At 71.5% G+C, this 13,719-nt stretch carries 16 protein-coding genes and 1 tRNA gene; 9 read left to right on the top strand and 8 right to left on the bottom strand.

What is annotated here, in order from left to right; genetic code table 11:
- Nucleotides 1–282: 282 nt before the first annotated feature.
- The 4 genes from KZ829_RS04885 (at nt 283) to KZ829_RS43805 (ending at nt 3,672) form a co-directional block, all read left to right on the top strand.
- The gene (locus KZ829_RS04885) at nt 283–639 is read left to right on the top strand and encodes a hypothetical protein (RefSeq protein WP_220142632.1); all 357 of its coding nucleotides are present in this window, start codon (nt 283–285) and stop codon (nt 637–639) included.
- Nucleotides 639–2,036: an FtsK/SpoIIIE domain-containing protein gene (locus KZ829_RS04880; protein WP_220142631.1), complete on the top strand. Its 1,398-nt coding sequence runs from the start codon at nt 639–641 to the stop codon at nt 2,034–2,036. Before KZ829_RS04885 ends, KZ829_RS04880 begins: the two co-directional genes overlap by 1 nt.
- Nucleotides 2,037–2,134: 98 nt before the next feature.
- Complete coding sequence (locus KZ829_RS04875; protein WP_220142630.1) at nt 2,135–3,445, top strand: replication initiator; 1,311 nt, start codon at nt 2,135–2,137, stop codon at nt 3,443–3,445.
- On the top strand, nt 3,442–3,672 hold the full coding sequence (locus KZ829_RS43805; protein ID WP_220142884.1) for a helix-turn-helix domain-containing protein: 231 nt from the start codon (nt 3,442–3,444) through the stop codon (nt 3,670–3,672). Before KZ829_RS04875 ends, KZ829_RS43805 begins: the two co-directional genes overlap by 4 nt.
- A gap of 62 nt (nt 3,673–3,734) precedes the next feature.
- Here the strand turns inward: KZ829_RS43805 and KZ829_RS04865 are convergent.
- The 6 genes from KZ829_RS04865 to KZ829_RS04840 all read right to left on the bottom strand — a co-directional run bounded on the left by KZ829_RS04865 (nt 3,735) and on the right by KZ829_RS04840 (nt 9,724).
- Nucleotides 3,735–3,811: transfer RNA gene (locus tag KZ829_RS04865), tRNA-Ala, on the bottom strand.
- 197 nt (nt 3,812–4,008) lie between these two features.
- Complete coding sequence (gene sepX, locus KZ829_RS04860) at nt 4,009–4,758, bottom strand: divisome protein SepX/GlpR (protein WP_220142883.1); 750 nt, start codon at nt 4,756–4,758, stop codon at nt 4,009–4,011.
- 100 nt (nt 4,759–4,858) lie between these two features.
- A complete protein-coding gene (locus tag KZ829_RS04855) occupies nt 4,859–5,497 on the bottom strand; it encodes a GNAT family N-acetyltransferase (RefSeq protein WP_220142629.1) in 639 nt (212 codons plus the stop codon).
- Nucleotides 5,498–6,811, bottom strand: coding sequence for a molybdopterin molybdotransferase MoeA (locus KZ829_RS04850; RefSeq protein WP_183222579.1), 1,314 nt, complete (start codon nt 6,809–6,811; stop codon nt 5,498–5,500).
- Entirely contained in the window at nt 6,808–7,701 is an 894-nt protein-coding gene (locus KZ829_RS04845; RefSeq protein WP_220142628.1) for a UTP--glucose-1-phosphate uridylyltransferase, read from the bottom strand. Before KZ829_RS04845 ends, KZ829_RS04850 begins: the two co-directional genes overlap by 4 nt.
- Before the next feature lie 46 nt (nt 7,702–7,747).
- Nucleotides 7,748–9,724: a GGDEF domain-containing protein gene (locus KZ829_RS04840; protein ID WP_220142627.1), complete on the bottom strand. Its 1,977-nt coding sequence runs from the start codon at nt 9,722–9,724 to the stop codon at nt 7,748–7,750.
- 82 nt (nt 9,725–9,806) lie between these two features.
- Between KZ829_RS04840 and KZ829_RS04835 the strand changes: the two genes are divergently transcribed.
- The 3 genes from KZ829_RS04835 to KZ829_RS04825 all read left to right on the top strand — a co-directional run bounded on the left by KZ829_RS04835 (nt 9,807) and on the right by KZ829_RS04825 (nt 11,811).
- Nucleotides 9,807–10,541 (top strand): 5-formyltetrahydrofolate cyclo-ligase, encoded by a 735-nt coding sequence (locus tag KZ829_RS04835; protein WP_220142626.1) that lies wholly within the window; start codon nt 9,807–9,809, stop codon nt 10,539–10,541.
- A gap of 149 nt (nt 10,542–10,690) precedes the next feature.
- Complete coding sequence (locus KZ829_RS04830) at nt 10,691–11,038, top strand: FmdB family zinc ribbon protein (RefSeq protein WP_220142625.1); 348 nt, start codon at nt 10,691–10,693, stop codon at nt 11,036–11,038.
- 338 nt (nt 11,039–11,376) lie between these two features.
- A complete protein-coding gene (locus KZ829_RS04825; protein ID WP_246635069.1) occupies nt 11,377–11,811 on the top strand; it encodes a hypothetical protein in 435 nt (144 codons plus the stop codon).
- A 36-nt stretch (nt 11,812–11,847) separates the two neighbouring features.
- Here KZ829_RS04825 and KZ829_RS04820 read toward each other — a convergent pair whose 3' ends face one another.
- Entirely contained in the window at nt 11,848–12,027 is a 180-nt protein-coding gene (locus KZ829_RS04820) for a hypothetical protein (RefSeq protein WP_220142623.1), read from the bottom strand.
- Between the two features lie 64 nt (nt 12,028–12,091).
- Between KZ829_RS04820 and KZ829_RS04815 the strand changes: the two genes are divergently transcribed.
- Nucleotides 12,092–12,406, top strand: a complete 315-nt coding sequence (locus KZ829_RS04815; RefSeq protein ID WP_246635068.1) for a translation initiation factor 2 — start codon at nt 12,092–12,094, stop codon at nt 12,404–12,406.
- A gap of 115 nt (nt 12,407–12,521) precedes the next feature.
- On the opposite strand, the gene KZ829_RS04810 is transcribed toward KZ829_RS04815, so the two are convergent.
- Entirely contained in the window at nt 12,522–12,998 is a 477-nt protein-coding gene (locus KZ829_RS04810; RefSeq protein ID WP_220142621.1) for a DUF2231 domain-containing protein, read from the bottom strand.
- A gap of 147 nt (nt 12,999–13,145) precedes the next feature.
- Between KZ829_RS04810 and KZ829_RS04805 the strand changes: the two genes are divergently transcribed.
- Entirely contained in the window at nt 13,146–13,619 is a 474-nt protein-coding gene (locus tag KZ829_RS04805) for a Fur family transcriptional regulator (protein ID WP_220142620.1), read from the top strand.
- Nucleotides 13,620–13,719 lie beyond the last annotated feature (100 nt).

Here is a 13,719-nt window from a genome sequence, read left to right as displayed (position 1 = left end):
CTGTCCACAGCGGGTCAGCCGCTGCTGGCCTGGATGCTCCGCGGTCCGTACGCGACTTCCCGTAGGGCGGGAGGGGGACCGGCCGTAGGCCGCAGCCCCCTCCGCCCCCAACCACCCATCCCTTCCCGCCCGATCCTCCCTCCTTGACCAAGTAGGGAAAGTTGTACGCACTCCACCGGCGCCACCCCGGCTCACCCTGTGGCTGACCTGCGCATTCGGAGAATCGGACACCCCGTTTCAACGCGCGGAACGGCAATTCCGCCAAACCCTGGAGGTGGGCAAATGAACGCGAACATCCCTGTAGACCTGACCCGCCTGACCGGCCTGATGTGCGTCTCCGCTCCGGAGCAGCGCACCGACATGGACGGCCAGGTCCGCAAAGACCGCGACGGCAACACGTTGTGGGTCACCGGTGTAGCCCTGCGCCGCGCCGGGACCCGCAAGGCGTCCGTGATCGACGTCCAGACCTCTGCCGAGCCGGTAGGTGTCGCCGAGGGCACCATGGTCGGTCTCACCGAGCTGGACGTGTCCCAGTGGGAAATCGAGGGCCGGCACGGCCTCTCCTACCGCGCCGCGTCGATCTACCCCCGGCCGGCGGAAGCCGCCAAGCCCTCCCGCACGACCAAGTCGGAGGCTTGATGCCCCTACTGAAACCGAGTCCCACCCCGACGATCTCCGAGCTGCCCGGCATCGTCCCGGGCAGCTCGGGGCTGGATCTCAACTACCTCACCGAAGCCGGGCAACGCCTCGTTCCGTACGCGATCGGAGCCGGATCCCTGCTGGTGGCCTGGGCCGTGGCCGGAGCCATCCTTGCTCGCAAGGCGCCGCACACGTGGTGGAGCCTCTACGGGTTCTGGTTCCTGCGACTGCGTATGACCAGGTCCTGGCAGCGGCTGTGCCTGAACGCGGGCCTGTCCACAGCCCACCGATCCGCTCCGGCGGCGAACTTCCGGTACGTCATCGCCCTACCTCGGCTGACCCGGGTCCGTCCGCGCCGCAACGGAGCGACCGCGATGATCTATTTCGGTGCCGGGCAGAAACCGACCGCGTTCATCGAGGCCGCCGACGCCATGGCACACGCATGGCGGGTCCACGCGGTCCGTGTCGTCGCCTCCGGACGCGGCCGGGTCAAGCTGACCATCCTGAACGACGACCCGCTGACAAGCATCCCGGACAACATCAACATCTCCCTGCGAAGAGCCGGGGCGAGCGAGGCGCCGACCGTCGACGACCTGGCCGCCACGATCGGCACCCGCGAGGACGGCGAACGGTGGGCCATCAACCTGCTGAGCTTCCCGCACTGGCTGATCACCGGCGCCACGCAGTCCGGCAAGTCCACGCTCATCAACGCCGCCGTAGCGCAGTGGGCGACCCGTCCCATCGCCCTGGTCGGCATCGACTGCAAGGGCGGCATGGAACTCGGCCCACACACACCTCGGCTGTCCGCCCTCGCGACCGACCGGCACCAGGCGGCGGACCTGCTGCAACGGCTGGTGCGCGAAGCCGTCGACCGGATGAACCTGTGCCGGGACCACCGGCAACGCAACATCTGGCAGCTCCCCCATGATCTACGACCGGTCCCGATCATCGTCATCGTCGACGAACTCGCTGAGCTGTATCTGGTCGCTTCCCGAGACGAGAAGGAAGCCGCCCAGAAGGCGACCACCAACCTGCTGCGACTGGCCCAACTCGGCGCGGCCCTCGGCATCCACCTGGTCCTCGCCGGCCAACGGGTCGGATCCGACTTCGGCACCGGTGTCACCGCGCTCCGAGCCCAACTCGGCGGCCGGATCTGTCTGGCGGTCAACGACAAGGAGACCGCGGTCATGACCCTCGGCGACCTCTACCCGGACGCCGTCGAGGCCGCCCAGCTCATCAGCTCAGCGGAGAAGGGCGTAGCGATCACCACCGCGGCATCGCAGGGCTGGATCCGCGCCCGCTCGATGAACTTCCCACCGGACGCCCTCGACGGGGCGATCGAGGCGACCGCCCATCTCACCCCGCACCTGCCCGTTCTCGACTCCGCGCTGCTCTGACGAACCCTCGCCCTCGAAGTGGAAGGAGAACCCCATGAAGCGCATCTGGCTGACGTCCCGTTCCGCGGCCCCGCCGGGCCCGACCCTGAGGAGGGCGTATGCACTTCACGGACCAAGAAGTCCTGGCCACCGCCACCCACCCTGATTTCCGGGCCTGGCTGGCCCGCATCAAGCACATCGGCGGCTGCCAGCACCCGATCCATCTGATCGGCCACACCCTGACCCTCGAAGCCGGCACCGGCCGACTCCTGGCGGCGCTGACCTCCGAGACCCAGCCCCACAAGCGGCTCACGATCGCCTGCGGCAACCGGCGAGTCTCTCGCTGCGAGCCCTGCGCCCGTCTCCATCAGGGCGACACCTACCACCTCATCGCCGCTGGCCTCGCGGGCGGCAAGAGCATCCCGGACACGGTCCGGACCCATCCACGCGTCTTCGCCACCTTCACCGCGCCCAGCTTCGGCGCTGTCCACCGGCACACCACCGACGGTCCCTGCCGGTCCCGGAAACGCACCGCGCCCTGCCCGCACGGCCGCCCGCTGGCCTGTCCCGCCCACCACACCGCCGACGACCCGGTCACCGGTACGCCGCTGTGCCTGGGCTGCTACGACTACCGGACCGCGGTCCTGTTCAACGCCCACACCCGCGACCTGTGGCAACGCCTCAACCGCAACCTCTACGAAGACCTGGCCAGCACTCTCGGCGTCTCCCGCAGCGTCATGCGCCGGAGCGTGCGGGTGTCCTACGCCAAGGTCGCCGAGTGGCAGCGACGGGGCACAATCCACTTCCACTCCGTCGTCCGCTTCGACGGTCCCGAAGGCCCCACCGACCCACCACCGGCATGGGCCTCGACCGGGCTTCTCATCCGCACCATCCGATCCGCCACCGGCCGAGTCTTCTTCACCGTGCCGGGCACCCAGGTCGTGCTCCGCTTCGGCACCCAGCTCGACATCAGGCCCATCACACCCGGCCGCACCGGCGACGACCTCACCGAACGAGCCGTCGCCTCCTACATCGCCAAGTACGTCAGCAAGCCGGAGGTCACCGGCGTGACGGTCGACCGGCCGATCCGGGACCTCGCCACCATCGCGGTCCTGCCGGTCACCGAGCACACCCGCACCATGATCCGAACCTGCTGGGCTCTCGGTTTCCGCCGCTGGGCGCATCAACTCGGCTACCGAGGCCATACCGCCACCAAGAGCCGCCGCTACTCCACCACGTACACCGCGCTCCGCGCCGCCCGCGCTGATCATCGCCGCTCGGCCAACGGCGAGGATTCGGACACCGGCGACGCGGTCGTCGAACGGAACTGGAGGTACAGCCACTCCGGTCACACGGTCGGGCAGGCGATGTTCGCCGAAGGCATCGAGGAGGACCTGCGGGCCGCACGCGAGGACGGTGATGCCTCCTGAGGCAGACCTCCTGGACCGTAGAGGCGGTCCGCGATCTCGGGCTCACCACCGACATCGAAACGGCGGCGTCCATCCTCGGAATCGGCCGCAGCAAGGCGTACGCACTGGCCAAGGAGGGTGACTTCCCCGTACGGATCATCCGCGTCGGGCGCAGCTATCTGGTGCCGGTCCCGGCGATCCTGGAACTTCTCGGCGTCCCGCTGGTGATTTCCGCCACGGTCAAATGACGGTCAAATGATCAAAGGGCTGGTCGCGAACATCCGCGATCAGCCCTTTTACCTGGTCTTACTGGTGGAGCTGTGGGGATTTGAACCCCAGACCCCCTCGATGCGAACGAGGTGCGCTACCAGACTGCGCCACAGCCCCTTGGCTCCTCGATGATCGCTCACCGCGGAACCGAGGAAAGGTTAACAGGTCGTCCATGCGCCTCGCGAACCGCCCCTCCCGAGAAGCGGCAGGGCAGCCCCGCCCGGATGCGGGCGGCACTGGCCCGACCGGCACCCAGGTCGCCGGGCCGGCGGGGCGGGGTCGATGTCGTCGGGGGCGGCGTACGCCGTACCCCTCTATGAAGCGTGATGATGCCGGCCGCCGGCCTCGTAGGGGCGACCACGCAGCCCGCCGCGCCTCCGATAGGAGACCGAGCCGCCGTTGGCGGCGACGGGCAGGTCGGAGGGTTCCCGGTCGAGGCCCATGGCGGCCCGCCGGACGGCTTCGCGCTGGGCGGCGAGGCGGCGCTGGGCCTCCCGGCGGGCGGCGGCGCGGCGGGCCTGCTCGCGGCGGACCTCGGCCTGGCGGGCGGCGAGCCAGGCGGCTTCGCGGGCCTGCACGCGCCGGCGCCGGCGGTCGGCGACGGCGCGGTTGCGCAGGTGTACGAGGTACACGCCGAGGAGGCTGCCGGTGACGGCGAAGCTGATCCAGAAGCCGGGGCCGACGACCAGTACGCCGACCAGTTCGATGGCGTTGAGCAGCACCAGGGCGGCGAAGACGCGGCGGCGGCGGACGACGGCGGGTGTGCCGCGGCGGCGTGGGACGCGGCGTGGCCGGCCGGTGACGAGGCGGAGCCTGCGTTCGGGTGGCGCGGGATCACCCGATGGGGCCGGAACCGTAACCGTGACCTGGCGGGCGGGGTTGATCGGTCGGCGTCCGGGCACGGTGCGCGGACGGCGGCGGCGATGCAGCACCCGCGCCGTCGATGACGCCCGCTCCGCGGCGAGGCGCTCGGCGGGATCGTACCGGCGGGCCAGCGCCGGAGCGAGAGCGAGCAGACCCGCCGCGGCGAGGACCGCAAGGAGCACCGAGGTCGGCACCCTCAGGCCTCCGATCCGCCACGGAAAAGGACACGACGAATGCGAGGTTACGGGCGGTAGCCGTGATATTTCGCGCGCCGCGCCGGAGGCTCTCCGACCTTCAAGATCATTTAGCGGTACGGGCGCGCCGCCACCGCGCCAGCAGGCCACCCTCGGCGGCGACCTCCTCGCTCGTCATCGCATAGCCGAGGTGATCACGCCAACCACCGTCGATGTGCATGTACCGCTGGTGGTAGGCCTCCTCGCGGAATCCCAGCTTCTCCACCACCCGGCGGCTCGGCCCGTTCTCCGGCCGGATGTTGACCTCGATCCGGTGCAGCCCGCCCGGCCCGAACGCGTGGTCCACGGCGAGCGCGAGCGCGGTCGGGATCACGCCCCGGCCGGCCACCCGGTGATCGACCCAGTAGCCCGCGTACGCCGACGCGAACGCCCGCCGCACGATGTTGCCCAGGTTGACGTGGCCGACCAGGCGTTCCCGGCCGTCCTCGACCAGGCAGACGGCGAACGGCATGCTGTCGCCGTTGCGGGCGGCCCGTTTCATGTCCCGGTAGACGTAGCCGTAGGCGCGGGGCGAGTTCATCTCCGCCCACGGCCCGGGCGGTGCCGACTCCCAGGGCGCCAGCCACGCCTGGTTGGCGATCCGCACCTCGGACCAGGCCCGGGCGTCACCCCGCTTGTACGGCCGGAGCAGCACGGCCCCGTCCGACAACACAGCGGGCCATCCGGGTGTGGTGGCCCCGAGCATTCATCGCCTCCGGTCGAGCAGCAGTACGTCGACGGTCGAGCCGGCGGCCGCTGTGGTGACCCGTTCGCCGAGCACCAGCAGGCCGTTCGCCTCGGCCAAACCGGAGAGAGTGTACGGCCCTCCGGCGAGCGGCTGCACCGTGTAACCGCCACCGCGCCGCTCGGCGACGTGCGCCGGCCGGAACTCGCGCAGCCCACCGGGCGAGGAGACGGTCTCCAGCAGGTGCGCCTTGACCCCGGGGCGGAACACCGGTTCGGCGCCGGCGAGCAGCTGGATCACCGGCCGGGCCAGCACCTCGAAGCCGATCAGGGCGGCCCCCGGCTCCCCGGGCAGGCAGACCACCGGCACCTCCTCGCCGCCGACCGTGCCGAAGCCGAGCGCGGTGCCCGGGCAGAGGGCGACGTCGGTGAACTCGACGGTGCCGCGGCTCGGGCCGGGCCGGGACAGCACCCGGCGCAGCATGTCGCCGGGTCCGGTGCCGGTCCCGCCGGTCGTGATGATCAGGTCGGCGCGCAGCGTCTGGTCCTCCAGCAGGCCGCGCAGTCCTTCCGGGTCGTCGTCACAGATCCCGATCCGGTACGCCATCGCGCCCGCCTCCACGGCCGCCGCGGTGAGCGCGTGCGAGTTGGCGTCCACCACCTGGCCGGGCTGGCTGGGCCGGCCCACGTCGACCAGCTCGTCGCCGGTGGCCACGACCACCACCCGTGGACTGGGCCGGACCAGCACGTGGCCGATCCCGGCGGCGGCGAAGACGGCGACCATGGGCGGGGCGACGTACGACCCGGCGGCGGCGAGCAGCTGCCCGACGGCGAACTCCTCACCGGCCCGGCGGACCCCGGAACCCCGTTTCGGGGCGTGCAGGATCTCGACGGCGGCCATGCCCTGATCGGTCCAGTGGACCGGGACGACCACGTCGGCGCCGATCGGCAGCGGCGCCCCGGCCGCCACCGAGAAGCAGGTGCCCGGGGTGATCCGGACCGGCCGCCAGTGTGCCGCGCCCATGTCGCCGACCACGTTCAGCCGGACCGTACGGGCGGTGTTCTCGAACTGCCCGAACGACGGGTGCGACCCGATGCGCCCGGCGCCGGCCAGGTCTTCCCATCGGGCCGCGTACCCGTCGATCGCGGCCTGGTCGAACGCCGGGAACGGATGCGGCGCCACCACGTCGGCGGCGAGCACGTTCCCGTGCGCCTGGGTGAGGTCGAGGTCGAGCGGAGGCAGCGCGCGGAGCCTGCGCAGCACGCTGCCCAGGTACTCGGCGAGGGGCATCAGCTCGTTGGAAGCGGCCGCCTCGCGATCGGCCGTGGCGGTCATCCCTTCCGGCCGCCGATGAATTCGGTCAGCCAGGCCCGGAACTCCTCGCCCAGGTCGGGTCGCTGCACCGCGAGCTGGACGACGGCCTGGAGGTAGCCGAGCGGCATGCCGGTGTCGTACCGGTGGCCGCGGTAGACGATGCCGTGCACCGGCACCCCGTCGGCCAGCATGGCGGCCATCGCGTCGGTCAGCTGGATCTCGCCGCCGTTGCCGGGCTTGGTGTCGGCGATGACGTCGAAGATCGAGCCGGGCAGCACGTACCGGCCGAGGACCGCCAGGTTGCTCGGGGCCTCCCCCGGCGCCGGCTTCTCCACCAGGCCGGTCACCTCGACGACGTCCTCACCCAGGTCGCTCTCCCGGATCGAGGCGATGCCGTACCGGGAGGTCTCCTCCGGCGCGACCTCCATGAAGGCCAGGACGATGCCGCCGGTCCGTGCCTGGAGGTCGAGCATGGCCGGGAGCAGCGGCTTGTCCTCCTCGACGAACTCGTCACCGAGCAGCACGGCGAACGGGTTGTCGCCGACGTGCGAGGCGGCGCAGCCGACCGCGTGCCCGAGCCCGAGTGGCTCACCCTGCCGGCAGGTGTAGATGTCGGCCAGTTCGCTGGACCGGCGCACCGCGGCGAGACGCTCGTGGTCGCCCTTCTCCTCGAGCCGGGCCTCGACGTCCGGCCGCCGGTCGAAGTGGTCCACCATGGCGGTCTTGCCACGGCCGGTGACCAGCAGGACGTCGGTGATGCCGGCGGACGCGGCCTCCTCGACGATGTACTGCAGAACCGGCCGGTCCACCACCGGCAGCAGTTCCTTGGGCACCGCCTTCGTGGCCGGGAGGAAGCGGGTCGCGAGTCCCGCCGCCGGAATCACCGCCTTGACGGCGCGCTTCGTCGTCATTCAGTCACTTCACCTTCGCTGGTTCGTGGCCGGACATGCCGCGAGACTATCGGCCACGGCCGTGTCCCGGCGGCTGCGGCCCACCGGTGGTGGCGGTCGCGGCGTCCAGATGCCCCTCCGCCCCGGCCCGGGAAACCCGTTCCGCGAGCCGATAGGTGTCGCGGCCGGCGTGCTTCGCGGCGTACAGCGCCTCGTCGGCGGCGTCCAGCACCTGCTGGGCGGTGCCGCCGTGCTCGGGGAAGACGGCGATTCCGATGGAGACGCTGATCGGGATCCGGTCGTCGAGCCCGGGCCGGCGCGGATCGACCGGCACCGGCCGGTCCCGTACCGCGGCGCCCAGCCGCTCGGCGACGATCGCGCCGCCGTACGCGTCCGTCTCCGGCAACAGCACCACGAACTCCTCCCCGCCCTGACGGAACGCCACGTCGACCTCCCGCAGCCCGATCCGGATGCGCCGCGCGAACTCGCCCAGCACCTGATCGCCCGCGGTGTGCCCGTACGTGTCGTTCACCTCCTTGAAGTGGTCCAGGTCGAGAACCAGGACGGTGAGCATCCGGCCGAACCGGCTGGCCCGCTCCACCTCGCGGCGCAGCACCTCTCGCAGATAACGGTAGTTCCAGAGTCCGGTCAGCGGGTCGGTCAACGAGAGACGCTGTGCCTCCTCATGAACCCGGACGTTGTGCACGGCCACCCCGGCCTGCCCCGCGAAGGTGCGCAGGGTCCGCAGATCGGCGTCCTCGAAGGCGGGCCCGCCCAGCCGGTCGTAGAGGGCCAGCACTCCCAGCATGCCCGGCTCCGGATCGGTCTCCGGATCGGCCGGCGGCGCGCAGATCGGCACCGCGAGATACGACTCGCAGACCGGCTCGTCCGGGCTCTGCCCGCCGGCCCCGCGCATCGGCCGGCCGGTCGACGCCACCGTCCCCAGCACGCCGTACCCCGGCGGCAGGCGGCGCTGCGCCAGCTCGGCCGGCGTCAGATCCCACGCGCCGGTCAGCCCGGCGCCGCAGCGGGCCGCCAGCCGTCCGTCCGACGGGTCGGCGAGCAGCAGCAGCCCGGCCCGGGCGCCGGTGGCGGTCATCGCGGTGCGCAGGATCACCGGCAGGATCCGGTCCAGGTCGTGCGTACTGGACAGGGTGTCCCCGAGGATGGCCAGATGACGGCGCAGCTGATCCCGGCTCGCGGTCAGCGCCTGCACGTAGGACTGCAGCTCACGGGTCATCCGGTTGAAGGTCCCGGCGAGCCGGCCCAGCTCGTCCGGCCGCGGGATCGGCACCCGGGTGTCCAGATCACCGTTCGCCACCCGGTCGGCGGCCCAGGCCAGGTCACCGAGCGGACGGGTGGTCGACCGGGCCAACCAGCGGGCGGCCAGGACCGCCACCGCGGCGGTGACCAGCACGATCAGGAACAGGATCGCGTACCGGAGGGTGGGTTCGCCGGTGGGCACGCTGAGCGTGAGTGGCAACGGCTGGCCGGGCACCGCGGTCAGCTGCCGGGTCGTGTGGGGGCCGGCCTCCGGCGCCGGCGCGCCGATCGCCACGGCCACCCCGGCGGCGTCACCGAGCCGGTCCATCAGGGCGGGATCGATGCCCTGGGCGGCGACCACGGTCACTTCTTCGGCGTACGCGTAAGCGGCGAACGCCGTGGCCGTCCCCCGGGGCGCCGGGTCGGCGCAACTGAGCGGACCGGTCGTCCCGTTCCCGCTGCGCGCCGCCGCACGTCCCAGCAACGGCTGATTCGGAACGGTCACGTCCACCGTCGTGGCCAGCCCACGGGCGACCAGCTGGTCGGCGACCGCGACCCGGTTCTCGGCCGGAACCACCGCCACCGCGTCGGCCGCGGCCTGCAACTGGCGGCAGAGAGCGCCCACGGCGGCGCCCACGGTGGCCGCCGCGTGGTCCAGGCGTTCCGTGGTCCGGTCACGGTTGACGGCACTCACGGTCAGTGCGACGAAAATCGCCCCGAGCAGGACCGGACCGAGCACGACGACCAGGAATGCGCTGGTCAGCCGGCCTCGAAGTGTCACACATCCTCCCGGGAGCGACCTTCTCTTCCAGCGATGCTGACATAGTGTGCACCGTTTGCCGCATTTCAAAAGGGGGTGTTGCATGTCGGATTTAACCGGTGATGCGGAAAAATCACTGCAAATCAAGATCGCGCTACGCGCACGGCTCCTCACGGTCCGTCGATCACTCTCGGACATCGCCCTCGCGACCGCGGCGGCCAAACTTCAAGATCAAACCCTTGCTCTGGTACGGGCGGCGCACCCGATCACGATCGCCGCCTATGTCCCGATCGGCTCCGAACCCGGGGGCCTCGATCTCCCGTACCGCCTGGCGGAGGCGCTCCCCGCCGGTGGCCGCCTGCTGCTGCCGGTCCTGCTCCCCGACAACGACCTGGACTGGGCCGAATTCACCGGCGTCCTCACTCCCGCCGCCCGCGGCCTACGGGAGCCCACCGGCCCGCCACTGGGCCCGGCCGCCCTGCGCGCCGCCGACCTGATACTGGTCCCCGCCTTGGCCGTAGCCCGGGACGGCACCCGCATGGGCCGCGGCGGCGGCTCCTACGACCGGGCCCTGGCCCGCTTGGACGCCCCCCGCCCGGACCCCGGCGGCAGCCCCCACGACCAAGTGCCGGCTCACCCGGACGACTCCCACCACGGCGCGACCACGCCCCGCTCCGACGACCCGATCCCGCCCACCGGCCCACGGATCGTGGCGCTCCTTCACGACGGCGAGGACATCGACACCGTTCCCGCCGAGCCGCACGACCGCCGCGTCCACGCCGTGATCACCCCGACCGGCGGCCTCTCCCTCCGGCCGGCCCCGAACCGCCGGATGTGACCAGCCCCACTTCGAGCCGCATGAGCGGCCGCATACACCAGCCCGCTTCTCCCTCAGGCCGGGCCCGGAGTGGACGAACTGACCTCCGATGCCGCAACATTGGCACTCGGAGTTGGCGAGTGCCAAGAGCCGATCGATCCGGAGGAGCCGTGCCTACCTACCAGTACTCCTGCACCGAGTGCGGTGAGCAGCTCGAAGCCGTGCAATCCTTCTCCGACCCGGCACTCACCGAGTGCCCGAACTGCGCCGGCAAGCTCCGCAAGGTGTTCAACTCGGTCGGTATCGTTTTCAAGGGTTCGGGCTTCTACCGCAACGACTCCCGCTCAGGCAGCGTGAGCGCCGAGAAGTCGGGCAGCGGCGACGCCGCCGCCAAGAAGCCGGAGACCTCGAGCACCTCGACCTCCACCTCGACGACCCCGTCAACCTCCTCCTCCACCAGCAGCAGCTCGACCTCCTCGTCGAGCAGCGGTGGAGCGAAGGCCGCGGCCGCTTCCTGAGCGCACCGCCACCACCCTGACGCGAAGCGCCGAGCCGGCCACCGGCTCGGCGCTTCGCCGTTTCCGCAAGTCGCGACAGCCCCATGCCGTAGCAGGTTTCGTGGTGTGGCGGGGGTTTTCCACATTCGCCCGTCATCCACAAGCGTCCGCGCGGCGCCGAGCCGCCCCTGCCTAACGTCGATGCGGTCGCTCTTCCGGCGGCCCGATGTCGATGCGGCCGTTCCCGCGACAGCTCGACAGGGTGTGGCGATTCTCTGGAGGCCCTCATGCCCCGCGCGGCTCCGGCACGGTCCGGCGAGCGCCTCGATCCCGTGCGATGGCGCCGGCCGAGCCGCGGCATGTTGCTCCGGCTGGCCACCGCCACGGTGCTGTTGATCACAGCGGCCGCGGTCCTGTGGGTCGAGCCGTCCGGCTGCGTGCCGACCGCGGCGACGCCACGGTCGTCCTCGTCCGCGACCGGCGAGCCGTCGGCGACGCCTTCCGGGCAGTCCGCCGCCCGGCCGATCCCACCGGGCAGTGTCGGAGTGCCGGTCCGCCTGGCCGACCCGACAGCCCTGACCGTGGTCCGCCCCGGCAACCGGGTGGACCTGCTGCGAATCGACGGCGACCGGGACCGGCCCACTCCCGTGGCGAGTTCGGCCCTGGTCCTCGATGTGACCGGAGCCGACGACCCGGTGACCGGCGGTCTGCTCCTGGCCCTCACCCCTGCCGAGGCAGACCGTGCGGTAAGCACTCCGGCCCAGGGCTTCGCCATCCTGATCCGCCCCGGCTGATCCGCCGAAACGCCCCGGGGAGACCGGGCCGGGCGGTCATTCCCAGTGCGGCGGGCGGTCCTCGAACAGGCGGTCATCGTTGGAGTGGCTGCGCTCACCCCAACCGCGCTCGGTGTCATCACGGGTCTGGTCGGGCAACACCGGTGCCTCTTCGGATTCGAAGTCGACTTCGCGCTCGGCGTCGTTGTCCCGCTCAGGCTCGTCCAGGATGTCCACGACTACGAGGGTAAGCCGCGAGCGTTGCGGCCGTCGTCCCCCTCCGGCTGTACCGTCGGTGAACGTGAGTTCCCCCACGCGCCCTCCGGACGACGACTCCTACTGGCAGCGGCCAGACCCGTCCACTGATCCACTGGACCGGCCCGAGCCGGAGACGCCGCCGTACCCGGGCCCGCCCCGAGCCGAGCCACCCCCCGCCGACTGGCGCCCGCCGACGATCGCCCACCCACCGCCGCCGCGCACCCTGCCCCCGCAGGACATGGACGCGCTGGACGAGGCGGAGGGCTCCGCCCGCACCGTCACCTACGGCGTCGGCCTGGTCGTCGGGGCGATCGCCCTGGTCGTCGTCTGCCTGCTCTGCGCCCGGGTCGTGTTCTGACCGACCGCGAAACCCGCCACCCGCGCATGTCGCTCGTCACCCGGCCCGTCGCCCACGCCCGGAACCGCCTCGGTGGACGGTCGGCTTCAGGAACGCTCGGGAGGTCGGCGCCGGGTCAGTAGGTGCCCCAGACGGCCGTGGCTCCGGAGTCTCCGGTCTGGTAGAGGTAGTAGCCGCTCAGGGCGGCCAGCACCACCAGGACCACGGCGAAGCCGAGATCGGCGGCCTTCGGCAGGGCGCGGGGGTCGCGGAAGGTGAGTGCGACCAGGAGCAGGGCGACCACGCCGAGGCCGAGGGTGAGCCAGAAGGTGAGCGTCCCGTTCGCCATGTGGCCGTCGAGGATCTCCTTGCCGGCCGGGGAGACCCGCTCCTCGCTGAGCAGCCGGTTGTAGAACTCGGTACCGGAGAGCATGGTGATCAGGGCGGCGACCGGCGCCGTGACGGCCAGCAGGCCCACGGCCCAGCCGATGCGGGAGCGCAATGGTGCGGCGAGGGCGTAGACGACCGCGCCGAGAGCCAGCAGGGGCACGAAGATGACGGCGGCGTGGAGCACGAGGACATGTACCGGCAAGCCGTTGACCTGGTCTAACACCAATTCCTCCTCGATCCGGGGTGTGGCTAGCTTAGGAGTTGCGTGACGCCGCAAACATCCCTTGACGGCGATTGCCAGCGAAGCGTGACCGAACCAGTGTGATCATCACCTGTTGGTGAATCCGCGTACCCGTGTTGTCATGGACGGATGTCCACAGGTGCGGAACTCCTGCGTGCGCACGGGTTGCGTGTCACTCGCCCCCGGCTGGCCGTGCTGGACATCCTCACCGACGGCGGCCACCTCGAGGTCGACGAGATCGCCCAGCAGGTTCGCGCCAGGCTGGACTCGGTCTCCACCCAGGCCGTCTACGACGTGCTGGGCGCCCTGTCCCGGGCCGGTCTGGCGCGCCGGATCGAGCCGGCCGGCAGCCCCGCCCGTTACGAGGCCCGGGTCGGCGACAACCACCATCACATCGTCTGCCGGGGTTGCGGCGCGATCGCCGACGTCGACTGTTCCGTCGGCCGCCGCCCATGCCTGACGCCGAGCGAGACCCACGGCTTCGACCTGGACGAAGCCGAGATCACCTTCTGGGGCCTGTGCCCCGCCTGCCGGACCCGGCGCGAAGCCGACCGATCCGGACCAAGCTTGAGTCCGACCTGGCATGAGCCCGACCGCGCCTGAGCCCGACCGCGCCTGAGCCCGACTGGCATGAGCCCGACTGGCATGAACCCGACCTGGCTTGAGCCCGTGCCGTACCAGATCGATGGCGGCGATGGCCGGG

Source organism: Actinoplanes hulinensis, from assembly GCF_019429605.1.
GTDB classification, from domain to species: Bacteria; Actinomycetota; Actinomycetes; order Mycobacteriales; family Micromonosporaceae; genus Actinoplanes; species Actinoplanes campanulatus.
This window is presented reverse-complemented; position numbering and strand designations above follow the sequence as displayed.

Excerpts from the sequence above, each read along its gene's own strand:
- KZ829_RS04885 (WP_220142632.1), top strand. The coding sequence starts at position 283 with ATGAACGCGAACATCCCTGTAGACCTGACCCGCCTGACCGGCCTGATG.
- KZ829_RS04880 (WP_220142631.1), top strand. The coding sequence starts at position 639 with ATGCCCCTACTGAAACCGAGTCCCACCCCGACGATCTCCGAGCTGCCC.
- KZ829_RS04875 (WP_220142630.1), top strand. The coding sequence starts at position 2,135 with ATGCACTTCACGGACCAAGAAGTCCTGGCCACCGCCACCCACCCTGAT.
- KZ829_RS04855 (WP_220142629.1), bottom strand. The coding sequence starts at position 5,497 with ATGCTCGGGGCCACCACACCCGGATGGCCCGCTGTGTTGTCGGACGGG.
- KZ829_RS04850 (WP_183222579.1), bottom strand. The coding sequence starts at position 6,811 with ATGACCGCCACGGCCGATCGCGAGGCGGCCGCTTCCAACGAGCTGATG.
- KZ829_RS04845 (WP_220142628.1), bottom strand. The coding sequence starts at position 7,701 with ATGACGACGAAGCGCGCCGTCAAGGCGGTGATTCCGGCGGCGGGACTC.
- KZ829_RS04835 (WP_220142626.1), top strand. The coding sequence starts at position 9,807 with ATGTCGGATTTAACCGGTGATGCGGAAAAATCACTGCAAATCAAGATC.
- KZ829_RS04825 (WP_246635069.1), top strand. The coding sequence starts at position 11,377 with ATGTTGCTCCGGCTGGCCACCGCCACGGTGCTGTTGATCACAGCGGCC.
- KZ829_RS04805 (WP_220142620.1), top strand. The coding sequence starts at position 13,146 with ATGTCCACAGGTGCGGAACTCCTGCGTGCGCACGGGTTGCGTGTCACT.